The sequence below is a fragment of the Pseudomonas sp. NPDC090208 genome, from assembly GCF_044746785.1.
In the GTDB taxonomy this organism is placed as follows: Bacteria; Pseudomonadota; Gammaproteobacteria; order Pseudomonadales; family Pseudomonadaceae; genus Aquipseudomonas.
Window position 1 is genome coordinate 283,351 of record NZ_JBIVCU010000007.1, and the last position, 18,810, is coordinate 302,160.

An 18,810-nucleotide genomic window follows, 5' to 3' on the forward strand; every position below is an offset into this window, starting at 1 on the left:
GATCAGCTCTTGCTTCTTTATTCGGCGCGCGCCCGCACATGGATGACCGCGAAAGGTTCGTTCTGCACCAGCTCGACCAATTGCTCCTTGACCAGCTCCAGCACCGCCATGAAGGTCACGACCACGCCAAGCCGCCCTTCTTCGGCGGTAAACAACTCGGCGAACGGCACGAAACCGGCGCCCTTGAGACGTTCCAGCACATCGCTCATGCGCTCGCGGGTGGACAGCGCTTCACGGCTGACCTGGTGGCTTTCAAACATGTCGGCACGGCGCAGCACTTCGGCCATGGACATCAGCACCTCTTCCAGTGCCACATCCGGCAGCAGCTTGCGCGCCCGCGCTTCGGGCGCGTCCAGCTTCGGCACGACCACGTCGCGACCGACCCGCGGCAACTCGTCGATGCCCTCGGCGGCCGCCTTGAAGCGTTCGTACTCCTGCAGGCGGCGAATCAGTTCGGCGCGCGGGTCGTCTTCTTCCTCAAGCGCCTCTTCCGAGCGCGGCAGCAGCATGCGTGACTTGATCTCGGCGAGCATGGCGGCCATCACCAGGTACTCGGCGGCCAGTTCCAGACGCACGGTTTTCATCAGCTCGACGTAGCCCATGTACTGGCGGGTGATTTCCGCCACCGGGATGTCGAGGATGTCGATGTTCTGTTTGCGGATCAGGTACAGCAGCAGGTCGAGGGGGCCTTCAAAGGCCTCGAGAAAGACTTCCAGCGCGTCCGGCGGAATGTACAGGTCGACCGGCATCTGCGTGACGGCCTGTCCGTAGACCATCGCCAGCGGCAGCTCCAGCTGGGCATCGGCCTGGCTGTCCAGGACTTCGGCGTCGCTCACCCGACTTCGACTCCGAACGGTGTCGGATCGCCACAACCAACCCGCACCACCTGCGGCTCGCCTTCCGACAGGTTGATCACCGTGGAGGCCGATACCCCGCCATGACCGGCGTCGATGATCAGGTCGACCTGATGTTCGAGCACTTCGCGCATCTCATGGGGATCGCTCATCGGCAACGTTTCGCCGGGCATGATCAGGCTCACGCTCATCAACGGCTCGCCCAGCTCCTGCAACAGCGCCTGGGCCACCGGATGGCGTGGCACGCGCAGGCCGATGGTGCGCCGTTTCGGGTGCAGCACCAGGCGCGGTACTTCCCGCGTGGCGTTGAGAATGAAGGTGTACGGGCCCGGCGTGTGCGCCTTGAGCTCGCGAAAGGCGGCCGTATCAACTTTGGCGAACAACCCCAATTGCGACAGGTCGCAGCACATCAGGGTGAAGTTGTGCTTGTCGTCCAGCTGACGCAGGCGACGAATACGCTCGACGGCGCTCTTGTCGCCCATCTGGCAACCCAGTGCGTAGGACGAATCGGTGGGATACACCACCAGACCGCCCGCGCGGATGATCTCCACGGCCTGTTTGATCAGGCGCGTCTGCGGGTTTTCCGGGTGGACCTGGAAAAATTGGCTCACGGTATCTTCCTGTTCAGACGGCAGTAGGCTGTGCATGTTTGAATCGCCCCCAAAGTGGCACCAGGTCATCCGGCAACGGGCGATAAACGCCGATTTCGGACCAGGCACCCGGGCCATGGAAGTCGCTGCCGGCACTCACCAGCAACCCGAACTCACGCGCCAGGATCGCCAGGCTGCCAACCTGCTCGGCGGGCTGAAGGCCATTGACCACTTCAAGGGCCTGACCACCGGCCTGGATGAAGTCCATCACCAGCTTGCGACGCTTGCTGCGAGTGAAATCATAATGCCATGGGTGGGCCAGGCTGACCCAGGCACCGGAAGCACGCAACGTCGCCACGGTGTCATGCAGGCTCGGCCAGTGTTGTTTGACATCGCCCAGCTTGCCTGCGCCGAGCCATTTGCGAAACGCTTCGGCGCGGTCTTTCACGAAACCTTCATTGACCAGAAAGTCGGCGAAGTGCGGTCGGGCTGGCGCATTGCCGCTGTCACCGAGTGCCTGCTGCACCGCGCGAGCACCTTCCAGCGCCCCAGGCATGCCTTTCATCGCCAATTTGCGGCTGATTTCTTCGGCGCGCAGCCAGCGACCGGTGTGCAATTGCTCAATCGCCTCGCGCAACGGCTGGGCATCGCTATCAAAACCGTAGCCCAGAACATGGATGGTGGCACCACCCCAGGTACACGACAATTCGATGCCGTTGATCAGCTGCATGTCCAGCGCGAGCGCCGCCGTACGGGCTTCGGCCAGGCCTTCGATGGTGTCGTGGTCGGTCAGCGCCAGCACCCGCACGCCGTTTTCATGGGCACGCGCAACGAGTGCCGCGGGCGCGAGCGCGCCATCGGAGGCGGTACTGTGGCAGTGCAGATCGACGTTCATAGGGGCGCTTTCGCAGTCATTGATGTTTGTTATTATGCCGACACATCCAGCTTCTGGCTCTTACTGTGAAACAATTCATCGACTTCATCCCGCTCATCCTGTTCTTCATCGTCTACAAAATCAGCCCGCAAGCCGTCGATATTCTCGGCCACAGCTTCATGGTAGGCGGGATTTTCAGCGCCACCGCGATGCTCATCGCCAGCTCGATCGTGGTTTACGGCTTTCTCTACGTCCGTCAGGGCAAGCTGGAAAAAAGCCAGTGGCTGACCCTGATCGCCTGCCTGGTGTTCGGTAGCCTGACCCTGGCCTTCCACAGCGAAACCTTCCTCAAGTGGAAAGCCCCGGTGGTCAACTGGCTGTTCGCCCTGATCTTCGCCGGCAGCCATTTCATCGGCGACCGCCTGCTGATCCAGCGCATCATGGGCCACGCCCTGACCCTGCCGCAGAACATCTGGACCAAGCTGAACATCGCCTGGATCGTGTTCTTTCTGTTCTGCGGTGCCGCCAACCTGTACGTGGCGTTCACTTACCAGGACTTCTGGGTCGACTTCAAAGTATTCGGCAGCCTGGGCATGACCCTGCTGTTCCTGATCGGTCAGGGCATCTTCCTGGCCCGTCATATCCACGATGCCGACGCCACTACCGAGCCTTCTACAAAAAAGACCGAGGACTGACATGCTCTACGCAATCATGGCCACAGACGTCGCCAACTCGCTGGAAAAACGTCTGGCAGCGCGCCCCGCTCACCTGGAGCGCCTGACCGCGCTGAAAAACGAAGGCCGCATCGTGCTGGCAGGCCCGCTGCCTGCCGTCGACAGCAACGACCCGGGTGCCGCTGGCTTCACCGGCAGCCTGATCGTCGCCGAGTTCGAGTCCCTGAGCGCCGCCCAGTCCTGGGCCGAAGCCGATCCGTACATTGCAGCCGGCGTCTACGATCACGTCGTGGTCAAGCCGTTCAAGCAAGTCCTGCCGTAACCCCTCGCACCACCGTGTTTCGCCCGGCTGCACAATGCGCCGGGCGAATCCTGCGGCCTCTCATCTTCCCCGCCTGCCTGCCGACAACCTGACCAATATTCATAAAAGTCAGGAGTTCAGATGCGTCCACGTCCGTGGTGTCTGCTGGCGGCCGCACTGGTCGTCTCGACAATCAGTTTCGATGTCCAGTCCGAAGAAACCGGCGACACCGTCAGCCATGCCCTGCCGCTGCCCAGCACCGCCAGCCAGCTGAGCGACCTGCGCCAGCGTCTGGCCGACAGCGAAAAACAGCGCGAAGAACTGACCCGCCAATTGCAGACTGCCGATACCGAGCGCGAAACAATTCAGCTGCAACGCCTGCGTCAGGAGAACCAAAGGCTTAAACTGCAGCTCAAAGAAGCACAATCGGTGATGCCGGCGCGCCTGCTGACCGAGCAACAACAATGGTTCGTCACAGGGGGTGGCGTTGCAATGGTAGCCCTCCTGTGCGGTATCTTTGCCAGCGGCTGGCGTAGACAGCGTCGGCAATGGCTAAATTGAGTGAGTCATGAGCGAGCTGTTACTAATTGATGATGACCAGGAGCTGTGCGAGCTGCTGGGTAGCTGGTTGAGCCAGGAAGGCTTTCAGGTGCAGGCCTGCCACGACGGTCAGAGCGCCCGCAAGGCGCTTGCCGAAACGACGCCTGCGGCGGTGGTGCTGGACGTGATGCTGCCTGACGGCAGTGGTCTGGAACTGCTCAAGCAACTGCGCACCGATCACCCTGATCTGCCGGTGTTGATGCTGTCGGCCCGTGGCGAGCCGCTGGACCGTATCCTCGGTCTGGAGCTGGGTGCTGACGATTATCTGGCCAAGCCGTGCGATCCGCGGGAGCTGACGGCACGCCTGCGCGCCGTGTTGCGCCGTAGCCATCCGACGGCGGTGTCCAGCCAGATCGAGCTGGGCGACTTGTGTTTCAGCCCGGCCCGTGGGGTGGTCACCATCGATGATCAGGATTTCACCCTGACCGTGTCCGAAGCCCGTCTGCTGGAGGCGCTGCTGGGCCAGCCCGGCGAGCCGCTGGACAAGCAGGAGCTGGCGCAACTGGCGCTGGGCCGTAAGCTGACGCTGTATGACCGCAGTCTGGACATGCACGTCAGTAACCTGCGCAAGAAAATCGGCCCCCACGCCGACGGTCGTCCACGTATCGTTGCGCTGCGTAGCCGGGGTTATTACTACGCGGTTTGAGGCGGTCTTGCGGATTGCTTTGGCTACTTGTTTCGCCTTCGGCGAGTTACTTGGCCCCTTGTAGGAGCTGGCTTGCCCTGCGAGCGGCGACGCAGTCGTCGTAAAACCTGTGCACTCGGTGTGTCTGATGTATTGCTGGTCTGCTAACGCAGCCTGTTTCGCCTGGCGGCGAGTGACGCGGACCTGTAGGAGCTGGCTTGCCCTGCGAGCGGCGACGCAGTCGTCGTAAAACCTGTGCACTCGGTGTGTCTGATGTATTGCTGGCCTGCTAACGCAGCCTGTTTCGCCTGACGGCGAGTTACTTGGAAAAGCCCCCCTCTCTGTTTCAAGAGCAGCCAAGGGCTTTCTACCCCGCCATACGGTGCCTCGCCACAGGCTCGGCATACCCGTACTCCGGCAATGCTCCGTGGGCACGCCGCGAATGGGCCATCCATGGCGCCGTCCATGGTGCAGGGCGGCTCTCGCGACATCCTGTCGCTCGACCCACTCCACATCACCTGCGTTCGGCCTTCTGGGACGGGGCCCCAAGATCAAAAGCCAGATCAAAAGCCCCTGTAGGAGCTGGCTTGTCCTGCGACCGGCTGCGTAGCAGTCGTAACCCCTGACGACTATGCATTTCTGACACACCGCGTTCACCGGTTTTACGACGAGTGCCTCGCCGGTCGCAGGACAAGCCAGCTCCTACAGACAGGCAGTGATCATCCCGGTTGTGTTGCCATGCCAAGATCCCGCAGACACCACAATCCGTGGGAGGGGGCCCTGCTCGCGAAAGCGTCACCCCAGACAATGCAGCGTCGTCTGCCCCACCGTTATCGCGAGCAAAGCTCCCTCCCACATAAATTTGTGGTGGCCTCAAATTTCTTTGGCGTATGCAAGCCGGACTGCTACAGAGTGCTCCGCCTGGTCTGGGCTGCATTCGGACGATGGCGTCCCCGGCCGACACCGCCCCCTCCTTGAACAAGTGGAGATCCACTGTGGGAGCGAATTCATTCGCGGTGCGGTATTCCACACGATGAATCTGTTTCGGCCGGAAGACCTTTCGCGAATGAATTCGCTCCCACAAGTTTTTCAGGGTGTCTGGTAGATATCAGTACACCGCCAAAACCCGTAGCAGTCCGGCTTGCCGGCGGTGGCGATTTCAAGGACGCCTTCGCGGGCAAGCTCGCTCCCACAGGGAATGCGCTCGCTTGGCTTTTGCTTTTCAGCTTTTGATCTTGGGGCCCCGTCCCAGAAGGCCGAACGCAGGCGATGTGGAGTGGCGCCGAGCGGCATGGATGCCGCGAGAGCCGCGTGGGCCATGGATGGCCCATTCGCGGCGGGCCCACGGAGCATTGCCGGAGTGAGGGTACACCGAGCATTAGCGAGGTGCCGTATGGCGGGGTTAGAAGCCCTTGGTTACTTGGGGCTTTTCCAAGTAACTCGCCGTCAGGCGAAACAGGGCTGCATTAGCAGACCGGCAATACGTCAGACACACCGCATACACAGGATTTACGACGACTTCGTCGCCGCTCGCAGGGCAAGCCAGCTCCAACAAAAATCCGCAAGGCGAAACCAGCTGCATCAGCAGCTAAAGCGTCAGCCCGATCACAACGCCTCTTTACCCAAGCTTTACCCACGCCTGACCTCGCTTGACCTTGATCTCCCTAAACTGGCCACAACCGGCACAGAGCCGGATCCGAAACAAGGAGATACACCATGCGCAAGACCCTGATGGCTTTGATGTTCGCCGCTGCCCTGCCGACCGTTGCAATGGCAATGCCTCCGGAAGGCGGCCACATGGGCGGCCCAGGCTTCGACGGCCCAGGCATGCATCACCGCAAAGGTCCGTTCGACAAACTGAACCTGACCCAGGAACAACGTCAACAGGTCCGCAAGCTGATGGGCGATCAATGGCACAGCCGCTCCGAGATCACCGAGAAATACCTGGCCAAGCTGTCGCCAGCCGATCAGAAAGCGATGAAGGATGAACTGGCTGCCAAACGTGCGAAAACCCAAGCCGACATCCGCGCCATGCTGACGCCGGAACAGCAGAAGACCTTCGACCAGATGCAGAAGGACCGCGAGCAGCGTCGTGCCGACCGCGCCGAGTTCGAAGCGTGGAAAGCGCAGAAAGCGCAAAAAACCCAGTAACCGCCTGCAGGCGCGGCATTACACTCCCTCAACCCGACACGCTTTCCCCGGTGTGTCGGGTTTTTCTGATTGAGGGGCGGATCGAGGGCTTCACGTGCGTTCATTGTTCTGGCGAATCCTGGCAAGTTTCTGGCTGGCCATCGCGTTGGTAGCGGGTCTGTCGATCCTGCTCGGGCACATGCTCAATCAGGATGCGTGGATCCTCAGCCGTCACCCCGGCCTGCACAAGTTGCCGGAAAAATGGACGCAGCTTTACGAAGATCAGGGTCAGGACGCGGCACAGGATTTCCTTCAGGATCTCAAGCGGCGTTATCACTTCGACGTCCAGGTGCTCAACGACAGCGGTGAAGCCGTGGTGCCCGGCACGTTCCCGCCCCGCGCTGCCGCGTACGAGGCCCGTCAACAAAAGGACGATGAGCGCCCGCTGCCATGGCGCCGTCTGACCACCGAATACACCAGCCCGAAAAGCGGCGAAACCTACCTGCTGATCTATCGCATCCCGCACCCGGAACTCGACGCCTGGCACCGCCAGAGCCTGATGTGGCCGCTCAGTGCGTTGGGGATTGCGCTGGTGGTGCTGACCCTGTTCAGCCTGCTGGTGACTTTGTCGATCACTCGCCCGCTCAGTCGGCTGCGCGGCGCGGTGCATGATCTTGGGCAGACCACGTATCAACAGAACAGCCTCGCGCAGCTGGCCAATCGCCGCGACGAATTCGGTGTGTTGGCGAACGACTTCAACCGTATGGGCGCGCGCCTGCAGAGCCTGATCGGCAGCCAGCGCCAGTTGCTGCGCGACGTGTCTCACGAACTGCGTTCACCGCTGGCGCGGCTGCGTATCGCCCTGGCGCTGGCCGAACGGGCAGAACCGGCCGAACGGGAAAAACTCTGGCCACGCCTGACCCGCGAATGCGACCGTCTGGAAGAGCTGATCGGGGAAATTCTGGCGCTGGCGCGACTGGACGCGGACATGGGCAGCGCCACGCCGGTAGATCTGTCGGGGCTGCTCCATCACCTGAAAGGCGACGCCGAAATGAGCAGCGACGAGCAGCAGGTCAGCGTGACCGTGGAGCCAGGCGTGCAGCTGCAAGGCTGGCCGAACGTGCTGGAGCGGGCGCTGGATAACCTGTTGCGCAACGCATTACGCTTCAACCCGGCCGGTCAACCGATCGAGCTGAGTGCCGGGCTGATCGATGGCGCCTTGCACCTGAGCGTGCGAGATCACGGCCCGGGCGTCAGCGCCGAGCATCTGGCGCAACTGGGCGAACCGTTCTACCGCGCGCCGAACCAGACCGCGCCGGGCTATGGCCTGGGGCTGGCTATCGCCAAACGGGCAGCGGAGAAGCACGGCGGCAACCTGGTGCTGGACAACCATCCGCAGGGTGGATTCATCGCCAGCATCGTGGTGCCGCAGGAGTCGGCCTGACGCCAAAGATCCTTGTAGGAGCTGGCTTGCCCTGCGACCGGCTGCGCAGCAGTCGTAAAACCTGCGCACGCGGTGGGCCAGAAAAACCGCGTTCACCGGATTTGCTGCCGGTGCCCGGCAGGTCGCGGGACAAGCCACGTTCCTACAAGGGATAGCCTGACGTCCTAGCCCTGCCACTCACTGACAAAATCCGCCAGATCCGGCGCGGAAGCCTGCCTTGGCGGGTTCTGCGGGGTGCCAAGGTAGAGGAACGCCACCACTTCTTCGTCTGCCGCCAGCCCTAGCCCTTTGGCGACCTGTGGCGAATACGCCAGCTCACCGGTACGCCACACCGCCCCCACGCCCATGGCATAGGCCGCCAGCAACACACCGTGAGCCGCGCAGCCAGCGGTGATCACCTGTTCTTTCTTCGGCACCTTGAAATGGTCCTGCAGACGGGCAATGACCACCACCACCAGCGGCGCACGCAGCGGGCCGAAGCGGGCCTTTTCCAGCGCCTTTTCGTCCACCTCGCCACCGCCGTCGATCAACGCCTGCGCCAGCAGATCACCCATGCGGTTGCGCGCCTCGCCTTCCACGGTGAGAAAACGGTACGGACGCAAAGCCCCGTGGTCCGGCGCGCGCAAGGCGGCGTTGAAGAGTATTTCGCGCTGGGCGGCATCCGGCGCCGGTTCGATCAGACGGGGTACCGACACGCGGTTGAGCAAAACGTCGAGCGCTTCCATTGAGTCCTCTCCAGAAAAATGATCAGGCATTGTAGTGCTGCGCGCGCCTTCTTGAACTTCAATAACGTGTAACAGCGGCATTTACTTGGCCGACAACCGATTGCCGGTCCGGTTTACTTGCATCGACCCATCGGTAGAATGAGCGCCTTTCCACTTCTGATCAGAGCGACTGCATGGCGTTGCCGACCCTTCGCATCATCGGTTTCATTATCGGCATCTTCCTCATCACCCTGGCCATCGCCATGGTCGTGCCCATGGCCACGCTGGTGGTTTTCCACCGCACCGGCGACATGCCGTCGTTCCTCTGGTCGAGCATGATTACCTTCATCGCCGGTCTGGCCCTGGTCGCGCCGGGGCGTCCCGAACATGTGCACCTGCGGCCGCGGGACATGTACCTGCTGACCGTCAGCAGCTGGGTGGTGGTGTGTATCTTCGCTGCCCTGCCGTTCCTGCTGACCCAGCACATCAGCTACACCGACTCGTTTTTTGAAAGCATGTCCGGCATCACCGCCACCGGCTCCACGGTGCTCAGCGGCCTGGACAGCATGTCGCCGGGCATCCTGATCTGGCGCTCGCTGCTGCACTGGCTCGGCGGCATCGGCTTCATCGGCATGGCGGTGGCGATCCTGCCGCTGCTGCGCATCGGTGGCATGCGCCTGTTCCAGACCGAATCGTCGGACCGCTCGGAAAAGGTCATGCCGCGCTCGCACATGGTGGCCAAGTTCATCGTGCTGGTGTACGTCGGCATCACCGCGCTGGGCACCCTGGCGTTCTGGTGGGCAGGCATGAGCCTGTTCGATGCGGTCAACCACGCGATGTCGGCGATTTCCACCGGCGGCTTTTCCACCTCCGACCAGTCCCTGGCCAAGTGGTCGCAACCGGCGGTGCATTGGGTCGCGGTGGTGGTGATGATCCTCGGCAGCCTGCCGTTCACCCTGTACGTCGCCACCCTGCGCGGCCATCGCAAGGCGCTGATCAAGGACGAGCAGGTGCAGGGATTCATCGGCCTGTTGCTGTTGACCTGGTTCGTCATGACGCTGTGGTACTGGGCCACCACCGATCTGCCTTGGTATGACGCCCTGCGCCATGTCGCGCTGAACGTCACCTCAGTGGTGACCACCACCGGTTTTGCCCTGGGCGACTACAGTTTGTGGGGCAACTTCGCGCTGATGATCTTCTTCTATCTGGGCTTCATCGGCGGCTGTTCCGGCTCGACGGCGGGCGGGGTCAAGGTGTTCCGCTTTCAGGTCGCCTACATCCTGCTGATGGCCAACCTGCACCAGCTAATCCACCCGCGCGCGGTGATCAAGCAGAAATACAACGGCCATCGGCTGGACGACGAGATCGTGCGCTCGATCCTGACGTTTTCGTTCTTCTTCACCATCACCATCTGCCTGATCGCCCTGCTGCTGTCGCTGCTGGGCCTGGACTGGATGACAGCACTCACCGGCGCCGCGAGTACCGTGTCCGGCGTCGGCCCGGGACTGGGCGAAACCATCGGCCCGGCGGGTAACTTCTCGACCCTGCCGGATGCAGCGAAATGGATTCTGTCGGTGGGCATGCTGCTCGGCAGGCTGGAGATCATCACCATCCTGGTGCTGTGCGTTCCGGCGTTCTGGCGGCATTGATTGTAGGAGTGAGCTTGCTCGGGATGGCGGCGTGTCAGACGCCATCGCGTTGTCTGATCCAACGCAATCGCGAGCAAGCTCACTCCTACAAGGGAGGATCAGGTCAGTGAAACCCTGTGGGAGCGAATTCATTCGCGATGGGGTATTCCAGACGATGAATCTGTTTCGGCCGGAAGACCTTTCGCGAATGAATTCGCTCCCACGGTCTGTCCCCGCCGGATCTACTCCACCGCCTTGCGCAACCGATATTCCCCCGGCGTTTCGTCAAACCAGCGTCTGAACGCGCGGAAGAAGTTGCTCGGGTCGGCAAACCCCAACAGATAGGCGATCTCCAGCAAGGTCATCTGCGGCTGGGCCAGATACTGTTCGGCCAGTTCGCGGCGGGTGTCGTCGAGCAACGTCTGAAAGCTGGTGCCCTCCTCCTGCAAACGGCGCTGCAAGGTGCGCTGCGACAGGTGCAGGGTCTGCGCTACCGCCTCACGCTTGGGCTCGCCTTGCGGCAACAGGCGACACAACACCTGACGCGCCTGATGGGTCACGCGGTTGCTGGCGAAACGGGCCAGGTATTCACCGGCAAAGCGGTCGTGCAGCTTCGCCATGGCCTCGTCGGCAGTGGGCAGCGGCGCCTCCATGTCGGCGCGCTCGAACACCAGCGCGTCGTACGGCGCATTGAAGGTCAGCGGCGCGTGGAAGAACTTCTTGTAGGGTTCGAGGTTCTTCGGCTGATCGCCCTGGATCAGCACCTGCCGCGGGTGCAAGGTGCGACCGGTGAGCCAGCCGCAAAAAGCCAGGGCAAACGCCAGCGAGGCCTCGGCGCTTTGGCGCGTCGGCGGCAGCAGATCGCCATGCACGGTGAGGATCAACGCATAGCCGTCGGCCAGCAATTTGAAACTGAGGTCCGCGCTGTCGGCAATGATCCGTTGATAACGCACCAGCCGCTCGAACCCTTCTTTCAGGGTGCGGCTGGACATCAAGGCGTAGCCGGCCACGCTGAACGACGCCGGGCGTACCACCCGCGCCATGTTCAGGCCGATGGCCGGGTTGCCGGACAGCTCCACCGCACGCTGCCACAGACGGGTCATGGAGTCCTGCGGGAAACGCGCGTCAGGATTCTCCAGGTCGGCATACACCAGCCCCAGCTCCTGAAACAGCGCCCGGCAATCCAGCCCGTCCATTTCCAGGGACTTGACGATCCCCATCGCCCAGCTTGAAGAAGTCGTTTTTTCCATGTTTACGTCTTCTTGTCCGAAGTCTGTCGCCCCCTGCGACTGATAGCCGAAGGATACTACGTTGGCACCTATTGTCACTGATTCACGCGAGTGCTCGGCTAGACTGGATTACATGATGTACATCAGAGAACAGGCCCGTGGATAACGTCAGATCGTTCGACCGTTTCGCCGATTTCTACCCGTATTACCTGCAAGAGCACAGCGACAGTACGTGCCGCCGTCTGCACTTTATCGGCACCACGCTGGTGATATTGATACTGGCATCGGCGCTTTTGAGCGCCAACTGGCTGATGCTGTGGATTCTGCCGGTGGCCGGCTACAGCTTCGCCTGGGTGGGGCATTTCTTTTTCGAGAAGAATCGTCCGGCAACGTTCAAGCATCCGTTCTACAGCCTGCTCGGCGATTTCGTCATGTACCGCGACATGCTCAGCGGCCGGGTGCCGTTCTGATGGGCCTGTCCGAGCAGGCCGGCTTCACTCACATGCAGGATGGTACGCAGGAGGACTGGGCGATCATCGCGCAGGACTTCAAGGCCTACGCTGCGCAATTGCCGGGACGGATCATCAGCCACCTGCGCCTGCTCGACGGCGATTTCGGTGGTTTTCCGGTGGACCGCCTGACCCACTCGTTACAGACCGCCAGCCGTGCGTGGCGCGACGGCCGTGACGAGGAATACGTGGTTTGCGCCCTGCTCCACGACATCGGCGACACCTTGGGCAGCTACAACCACCCGGACATCGCCGCTGCCATCCTCAAGCCCTTCGTCAGTGCCGAGAATCTGTGGATGGTGGAGAAACACGGGATTTTCCAAGGCTATTACTTCTTCCATCACCTGGGCATGGACCGGCACCTGCGCGAGCAGTTCGCCGATCATCCGCAGTACCAGCGCACCATCGAGTTCTGCGCGAAGTACGATGCGGCGGCGTTCGATCCGGGGTATGAAAGCCTGCCGTTGAGCTTCTTCGAGCCGATGCTGGAGCGGTTGTTTGCACAGCCGAGGAATTCGATTTACAGCGCTGCGCTGGAATCCTGATCACCGTAGGAGCGTGGCTTGTCCCGCGACCGACGGGGAACCCGTCGTAAAACCTGACAACTCTGCAAACCTGACACACCGCGTTTATCGGATTTACGACGACTACGTCGCCGGTCGCGGGACAAGCCACGCTCCTACAAGGGCAGTGTTCAGGTCAGACGGTTTCGCCCACCGGCTCGCTCGCTTCCTGCGCCTTGGCCTTGACGTGGGCGTCGGCCAGGCGGAACAGTTCGATAGTGCCGTCCCAGTGCTCGATCAACGCGGTGCAGGATTCGACCCAGTCACCGCAGTTGAGGTAGTCGACGCCACCCACCTTCCTGATTTCGGCGTGGTGAATGTGCCCACAGACCACGCCATCCAGGCCGCGCTTCACGCATTCATGGGCAATGGCTTCTTCAAAGTCGCTGATGAAATTCACCGCCGTCTTGACCTTGTGCTTCAGGTACGCCGACAGCGACCAGTAGCCATAGCCATAGCGGGCGCGCCAGTGGTTGAGCCAGCGGTTGAGGGTCAGGGTGAACTCGTAGGCCGAGTCACCGAGAAAGGCCAACCAGCGGTGGTAGCGGGTGATGACATCGAACTGGTCGCCATGGATCACCAGCAGACGACGGCCATCGGCAGTGACATGCTCGACCTCGTCCACAAGCTGGATATTGCCCAGGATCAGTTTTGAATAACGACGCAGAAATTCGTCGTGGTTGCCGGTGACGTAGATCACCTCGGTGCCGCGCTTGCTCATGGTCAGCAAGCGGCGGATGACGTTGGTGTGCGCCTGCGGCCAGTACATGCCGCCGCGCAGTTTCCAGCCGTCGATGATATCGCCGACCAGATAAATCCTGTCGGCATGATACTGCTTGAGAAAACCGGACAGATGCTCGGCCTGACAGTCACGGGTTCCCAGGTGCACGTCGGAAATCCACAGGGTCCGCACGCGCTGTTTGCGACTGGGTTTGGCGCTCTCGGCAATGCTCATGGACAACCTCCGCCTGACTTTCCACAAGGGTGGACCGGGTCGGTGAAGGCCATGTGACGTTGGCATTTAAGTTCGATGACAAGGTTTCGCGTTACCCGACACTGCCCCCCTCTCGTAGGAGTGAGCTTGCTCGCGATGACGGAAAATCAGACACCACTGCAGCGATTGATCCGACGCTATCGCGAGCAAGCTCACTCCTACAAAGGGGGCGGAGAGCCAACCCACGTTACAGGCCGTTTCACGTCAGCACAAAATCCACCGGCTTGAGCCGCGGCGGCAGCGGCGTAACGCCCAGCGCATCCAGCACATCGCGCTCGACCACGCGCACCAACGCATCCAGCGGCAGGTCGTTTTCGTCGTAGCCGAACGGGTCTTCCAGTTCGTTGCCGATCGCGTCCAGGCCGAAGAAGGTGTAGCTGACCATGGCCATGAACAGCGGCGTCATCCAACCCAGCGGCTCGGCCATGGCGAACGGCAGCAGGATGCAGAACAGGTAGATGGTGCGATGCAGCAGCAAGGTGTAGGGAAACGGCAGCGGCGTGTGCTTGATCCGTTCGCAGGCCGCCAGCACCCGGCTCAACATGATCAGATGGTTGGCCAGCAGCGTGTAGCGCCACTCGTTGATCTGCCCGCTGTCGCTGGCTTCGGAACACTGCCGCCCGGTGTCACGCAGGATCCGGTCGCAGAAGTTGGCGGCGTCGGCCGGCAACGGGAAGCTCAGCCAGGGTTGTGCGGCCTGTTGCGCATCATGACCGCGCAGACTGGCGCTCAGGCCATGGGCGAAACCGCACAGGTTGCGCAGAATGCTGCTGCGCTGCGCCTCGTCCTTGATCACCTGCGCCTCGCGGATGATCGAACGGGTTTCGGTGAGCATGTCGCCCAGCACCTTGCGCGCTTCGTACCAGCGGTCGTAGCAGGCGTTGTTGCGAAAGCTCATGAAGATCGACAACGACAGGCCCAGCAGGGTGAACGGCGTGGCGCTGACCTTGGCGAAATAGGCCGGGTGCAGGCTTTCGATCAGCACGATGACGGACGCCAGAATCGTCACCAGCAGCGCGCGTCCAGCGATGCGCCGGGCAATGGATCCCTTGAGGGCGACCAGAACATTGAGAAAACTGGGAGGCGGTCTGACGATCATGTTGCGAATCCGGATTCGACGACTGAAATGGGCAGCCGAACCAGCATAGGTGCCGTGCGCCCACAGCGTCCAATCACTGTTAACGACGGCCCTATCGAGGAGGTCTATCAGGCGTCGGGCGTGGTGCCGCGATCGTTATGGCCGAGGTCACGTGAAGGGTCGATGCAATCGCGAACCCGCTGCTTGAGCACCTTGGCTTCCGGAAAACCGCCGTCGGCCTTGCGCTCCCAGATCTGCACCTCGTCACAGGTGATGTGGAACACGCCGCCGGTGCCCGGCACCAGCGAGACCTTGCCCAGGTCGTCGCCGAAAGTGCTGAGCAGTTCCTGGGCCAGCCACGCCGCACGCAACAGCCACTGGCATTGCGTGCAGTAGGTGATGGTGATTTCAGCCTTGTCCGCCATGCCTCAGCCCAGCCCTGCCAGCAGGTCACGGGCGGTCTGTTGCTGGTCGTCTTCGGTGGCGTCGATGACTTCCTGCAGCAGGCGTTTGGCTTCTTCGATCTGCCCCTCGTCGATCAACACCTGAGCTTCGTTGATCTTGCTCAACGGCTCCTCGTCGAGATCCAGCAGGTCGAACCCGCCTTCGTCGTCCATGAAGCTGTCGAGGAAAGCATCGTCCATCAGATCGCTGTCGCTCTGCGCAGTGCTGTCGACCACCGGCTCGGCTTCGAATTGCAGATCGGGCGTGGCGTCATCATCGGCGAAATCGCTGAGGAACTGCTCTTCAGGCATTTCGAAGACTTCCGGCAACTCCGTGAGATTGGAAGCGAACGCCGGGTCCACCGGCGGCTCTGCGTCCGGCTCGGCCTTGCGCGGTGCCGGGGTCTTCTCGAACGGATCGACCAGATCCCAGTCGGCATCCATCGACAGATCGTCGAGGTTGAGCTGGAAATCGTCGGACGGCTCGGGGTTCAGCGCCGCAGCGGCATTTTCGTCGAGTTGCGCGGCCGTACCACGGCTGGCGGCGACACTGGCCACCGCTGCGGCGGCTGCACCGGCCATTGCAGCGGCGGCGACTGCTGATTGTCCAGCCGACGCACTGGCTGACGGCGTTGCCGGCTCTTTATTCAGTTTCGGGTAGCGGTTGCGGATTTCTTCCAGCTTCTGCGCCTCGATACCGTGGCTCAGCAGGATCTTTTCCTCTTCGTCGAAGCCGTCGACATCGCCCTGCTCGCCCAGCAGTTCAAGGACGCGCAGACGCACGTCGGTGCGCTGCGGCTGCTTCTCCAGCGCATCGCGCAGGATCGCCAGCGCCTCGGCAAAACGGCCATAGGCGATGTAGATGCTCGCACCGTCCAGCGCATCGGTCGCCGCCCCGGCCAGACGCTGATTGTTGGCCGCGGGAGCCGCCGCCGGAGTCGGACGTGGGGACACTGCAGGCACTTCGAAGACCGGGGTCACGGCCGCCTGGGCAGGCTTGATGATCGGCTCGACCGGCTCAGGCTGAGCGACCAACGGGTTCTTGATGCGATTGCGGCGCACCGACCAGGCCAACGCCAGCAGCAACAGCAGCACCAGCAACGCGGCGACAATCGTCAGCCACGGCAGTTCGTCGTCCTCGACCGACGCCGGAACGGGTGCGGGTGCAGGGACCGGTGCGCTCACGGCCGGTGCCGGGGCCTGAACCGCCGGGGTTGCCGGTGCTGGTGCGGGCGCCGGACGCGATGCCAGGGCTTTCTGCTCGGCCAGTTGGGTCTGCAGCTCGATGATGCGCTTGTCCTTGTCGGCCTCGTCCGTTTCGGCCTGTTGTACCTGGGCCTTGAGGTCGTCGACCGTCTTGTTCAGCGCCTGGTTTTCCAGCGCGGTAGCCGTCAGTTGCTCACCGGCATTGGGCGTTGCCGCAGGAGCCGTCGGCGCGGATGCAGGCGCAGACGGCGCAGCGGGTGCCTGACTGGCGTTGGCCGGTGACGCTGCGCCAGCAGGTTCGACGGCGCTGTCGGGCAGCAGCAGGCTCTGGCCGACCTTCAACTGGCTACGTTCGCCATTGGGGAACGCCTGCGGGTTGAGAGCCTGAATACCGCTGACCAGATCGGCCGAGGACATCTTGCTGCCCGGCGCCTGAACCCGCCGGGCAATCCCGGCCAGGGTGTCGCCCGAGGCCACGGTGTAATGCTTGCCCTGCCGAGCCTGAGGCGGCGCGACCGGCAGACGCGAAACGTCGTTCGTCACCCCTGAAGCCGGCGACTGGGTGCGGCTGCGGGTGGCCGCGAGCCCTGCCGGCGAGGTCGGCGAATCGAGCAACACGGTGTATTCATGCAACAGGTCGCCGCTCGGGCGCACCAGACGCACGACAAAATTCAGGTACGGCTCGGTCACCGCCTTGTGCGATTCGACGTGGATCACGGCGCGACCACCACGAATCACCGGGGTAAAACGCAGGTCGTTGAGGAAATACACCCGCTCGACGCCGGCCTTGGCGAAGGCTTCGGTCGACGCCAGCCCGACGCCGATCTCGTCCGCCGTCATGCCACCGGCCTCGATCAGCTCGATGTCGGCGTTGAACGGCTGTCCGAGGGCAGAATGCAGGGTGATTTCGCCCAGCCCCAATGCAGCGGCCATCGGGCTGTGCAGCAAAGACGCCGAGGCCACGGCCAATGCCAGTAACCCCGAACGAAGACCCATCTGGACGCGATGCGTGGCATCGATTGCGCGCCGACTACCGGCCTGAAAACTCTTCAGCATGCGAACCCTTAAGTAGCAAGGCAGGCTTCCCTGCACAATTCGTGACGGACCCCTTGTCCGGGCAACACCAGTATGGGTGCAAATAGAACAGGATGTGTCGGCAGGTTCAATGAATTTGTCGCTGGCGCAGGGCCATGACCTCAGGATTTTTCCAGATTGGCCAGAATTTTCGAGTGGACCCGCATGCACACCAGCAGATCCTCTTCGGCGATGCCCTCGAACAGTTCGTGGCGCAGGGCGGTGGCGATGGTTTCGATTTTCTCGATCAGCGGCCGCGCGGTTTCGCCGAGGACGATTTTCTTCGCCCGCCGGTCTTCAATGACGGCTTGGCGGCGCACCAGCCCCTGATTTTCCAGGCTGTCGAGCAGCCGCGCCAGGGTCGGGCCTTCTACACCGACGCTTTGCGCCAGTTCGCGCTGGGTCGGGGCATCCTTGAATCGGGCCAGGTGCAGCAGCACCAACCAGCGGGCCTGGGACAGTCCCAGATCGGCCAGCCGTCGGTCCAGCTCGGCGCGCCAGCCACGGGACATGTGCGCCAGCTGCATGCCGAAGCGATGTTCTTCACTTAACTTCATGGGTAACTCGATGGTTAAAGGCGATTCCTAATTAATAGGCAGCTAACCATGGAGCTTGTGGCGAGGCAAGCGTGGCGATGTGGTGTTTCGTCGCAGCGAGGAAAGCACCGGGGTGTCCTGGAGGAGCGCGCTTGCCCGCGATGACGTCATCATCAACACCGCCCCTTCCCAGAATAAACGCCATCTCTGTAGGAGCTGGCTTGTCCTGCGAGCGGCGACGCAGTCGTCGTAAAACCTGTGCACGCGGTGTGTCATTTGGATTGCGGGTCTGCTAACGCAGCCCTGTTTCGCCTGGCGGCGAGTTACTTGGAAAAGCCCCAAGTAACCAAAGGCTCCACACCCCGCCATACGGCATCTCGCCTAGGCTCGATGTGCCCTCACTCCGGCAATGCTCCGTGGGCTCGCCGCGAATGGGCCATCCATGGCCCACGCGGCTCTCGCGACATCCTGTCGCTCGGCCCACTGCGCATCACCTGCGTTCGGCCTTCTGGGACGGGGCCCAAGATCAAAAGCCAGATCAAAATCAAAATCTCGGCGAGGCGGACTAACGTTCGACCTGGCTGGCCGAACACAATCCCCTGTAGGAGCTGGCTTGTCCTGCGACCGGCTGCGTAGCAGTCGTAAATCCTGACGACTATGCATTTCTGACACACCGCGTTCACCGGTTTTACGACGAGTGCCTCGCCGCTCGCAGGGCAAGCCAGCTCCTACAGACTGGCGGTGAACATTCCTT

Annotated in this window: 19 protein-coding genes; 9 read left to right on the forward strand and 10 right to left on the reverse strand. The window is 62.2% G+C overall.

Annotation, left to right across the window (positions count from 1 at the left end):
* Positions 1–17: 17 nt before the first annotated feature.
* The 3 genes from ACIPL0_RS14630 to ACIPL0_RS14640 all read right to left on the reverse strand — a co-directional run bounded on the left by ACIPL0_RS14630 (position 18) and on the right by ACIPL0_RS14640 (position 2,339).
* Positions 18–716 carry a segregation and condensation protein A gene (locus tag ACIPL0_RS14630; RefSeq protein ID WP_400597412.1) on the reverse strand — a complete coding sequence of 233 codons (699 nt, stop codon included), beginning with the start codon at positions 714–716 and terminating at the stop codon, positions 18–20.
* A 116-nt stretch (positions 717–832) separates the two neighbouring features.
* On the reverse strand, positions 833–1,465 hold the full coding sequence (locus tag ACIPL0_RS14635; RefSeq protein WP_400597170.1) for an L-threonylcarbamoyladenylate synthase: 633 nt from the start codon (positions 1,463–1,465) through the stop codon (positions 833–835).
* 13 nt (positions 1,466–1,478) lie between these two features.
* Positions 1,479–2,339 carry a PHP domain-containing protein gene (locus ACIPL0_RS14640; RefSeq protein ID WP_400597169.1) on the reverse strand — a complete coding sequence of 287 codons (861 nt, stop codon included), beginning with the start codon at positions 2,337–2,339 and terminating at the stop codon, positions 1,479–1,481.
* Between the two features lie 65 nt (positions 2,340–2,404).
* Here ACIPL0_RS14640 and ACIPL0_RS14645 point away from each other — a divergent pair, with 65 nt between their 5' ends.
* The 6 genes from ACIPL0_RS14645 (at position 2,405) to ACIPL0_RS14670 (ending at position 8,092) form a co-directional block, all read left to right on the forward strand.
* On the forward strand, positions 2,405–3,013 hold the full coding sequence (locus ACIPL0_RS14645; RefSeq protein ID WP_400597168.1) for a septation protein A: 609 nt from the start codon (positions 2,405–2,407) through the stop codon (positions 3,011–3,013).
* A 1-nt stretch (position 3,014) separates the two neighbouring features.
* Positions 3,015–3,314, forward strand: a complete 300-nt coding sequence (locus ACIPL0_RS14650; RefSeq protein ID WP_400597167.1) for a YciI family protein — start codon at positions 3,015–3,017, stop codon at positions 3,312–3,314.
* Between the two features lie 120 nt (positions 3,315–3,434).
* Positions 3,435–3,854 carry a translation initiation factor 2 gene (locus ACIPL0_RS14655; protein ID WP_400597166.1) on the forward strand — a complete coding sequence of 140 codons (420 nt, stop codon included), beginning with the start codon at positions 3,435–3,437 and terminating at the stop codon, positions 3,852–3,854.
* 7 nt (positions 3,855–3,861) lie between these two features.
* Positions 3,862–4,539 (forward strand): response regulator transcription factor, encoded by a 678-nt coding sequence (locus ACIPL0_RS14660; RefSeq protein WP_400597165.1) that lies wholly within the window; start codon positions 3,862–3,864, stop codon positions 4,537–4,539.
* A 1,695-nt stretch (positions 4,540–6,234) separates the two neighbouring features.
* Entirely contained in the window at positions 6,235–6,669 is a 435-nt protein-coding gene (locus ACIPL0_RS14665) for a Spy/CpxP family protein refolding chaperone (RefSeq protein ID WP_400597164.1), read from the forward strand.
* A gap of 94 nt (positions 6,670–6,763) precedes the next feature.
* Entirely contained in the window at positions 6,764–8,092 is a 1,329-nt protein-coding gene (locus ACIPL0_RS14670) for an ATP-binding protein (RefSeq protein WP_400597163.1), read from the forward strand.
* Between the two features lie 164 nt (positions 8,093–8,256).
* On the opposite strand, the gene ACIPL0_RS14675 is transcribed toward ACIPL0_RS14670, so the two are convergent.
* Positions 8,257–8,817 carry an NAD(P)H nitroreductase gene (locus tag ACIPL0_RS14675; RefSeq protein WP_400597162.1) on the reverse strand — a complete coding sequence of 187 codons (561 nt, stop codon included), beginning with the start codon at positions 8,815–8,817 and terminating at the stop codon, positions 8,257–8,259.
* A 173-nt stretch (positions 8,818–8,990) separates the two neighbouring features.
* Here ACIPL0_RS14675 and ACIPL0_RS14680 point away from each other — a divergent pair, with 173 nt between their 5' ends.
* Complete coding sequence (locus tag ACIPL0_RS14680; RefSeq protein WP_400597161.1) at positions 8,991–10,445, forward strand: TrkH family potassium uptake protein; 1,455 nt, start codon at positions 8,991–8,993, stop codon at positions 10,443–10,445.
* A 221-nt stretch (positions 10,446–10,666) separates the two neighbouring features.
* On the opposite strand, the gene ACIPL0_RS14685 is transcribed toward ACIPL0_RS14680, so the two are convergent.
* Positions 10,667–11,674, reverse strand: a complete 1,008-nt coding sequence (locus ACIPL0_RS14685; RefSeq protein WP_400597160.1) for an AraC family transcriptional regulator — start codon at positions 11,672–11,674, stop codon at positions 10,667–10,669.
* A gap of 137 nt (positions 11,675–11,811) precedes the next feature.
* Between ACIPL0_RS14685 and ACIPL0_RS14690 the strand changes: the two genes are divergently transcribed.
* Together ACIPL0_RS14690 and ACIPL0_RS14695 are read left to right on the forward strand one after the other, a co-directional pair.
* Complete coding sequence (locus ACIPL0_RS14690) at positions 11,812–12,123, forward strand: Mpo1-like protein (protein WP_400597159.1); 312 nt, start codon at positions 11,812–11,814, stop codon at positions 12,121–12,123.
* Complete coding sequence (locus ACIPL0_RS14695; RefSeq protein WP_400597158.1) at positions 12,123–12,707, forward strand: HD domain-containing protein; 585 nt, start codon at positions 12,123–12,125, stop codon at positions 12,705–12,707. Before ACIPL0_RS14690 ends, ACIPL0_RS14695 begins: the two co-directional genes overlap by 1 nt.
* 154 nt (positions 12,708–12,861) lie before the next feature.
* On the opposite strand, the gene ACIPL0_RS14700 is transcribed toward ACIPL0_RS14695, so the two are convergent.
* The 5 genes from ACIPL0_RS14700 to ACIPL0_RS14720 all read right to left on the reverse strand — a co-directional run bounded on the left by ACIPL0_RS14700 (position 12,862) and on the right by ACIPL0_RS14720 (position 18,077).
* On the reverse strand, positions 12,862–13,680 hold the full coding sequence (locus ACIPL0_RS14700; protein WP_400597157.1) for a UDP-2,3-diacylglucosamine diphosphatase: 819 nt from the start codon (positions 13,678–13,680) through the stop codon (positions 12,862–12,864).
* A 238-nt stretch (positions 13,681–13,918) separates the two neighbouring features.
* Complete coding sequence (locus tag ACIPL0_RS14705; RefSeq protein WP_400597156.1) at positions 13,919–14,818, reverse strand: bestrophin family protein; 900 nt, start codon at positions 14,816–14,818, stop codon at positions 13,919–13,921.
* A gap of 107 nt (positions 14,819–14,925) precedes the next feature.
* A complete protein-coding gene (locus tag ACIPL0_RS14710; RefSeq protein WP_400597155.1) occupies positions 14,926–15,222 on the reverse strand; it encodes a SelT/SelW/SelH family protein in 297 nt (98 codons plus the stop codon).
* 3 nt (positions 15,223–15,225) lie between these two features.
* Positions 15,226–17,442: a peptigoglycan-binding protein LysM gene (locus tag ACIPL0_RS14715; protein ID WP_400597154.1), complete on the reverse strand. Its 2,217-nt coding sequence runs from the start codon at positions 17,440–17,442 to the stop codon at positions 15,226–15,228.
* 200 nt (positions 17,443–17,642) lie between these two features.
* Entirely contained in the window at positions 17,643–18,077 is a 435-nt protein-coding gene (locus tag ACIPL0_RS14720; RefSeq protein ID WP_400597153.1) for a MarR family transcriptional regulator, read from the reverse strand.
* Positions 18,078–18,810: the final 733 nt, after the last annotated feature.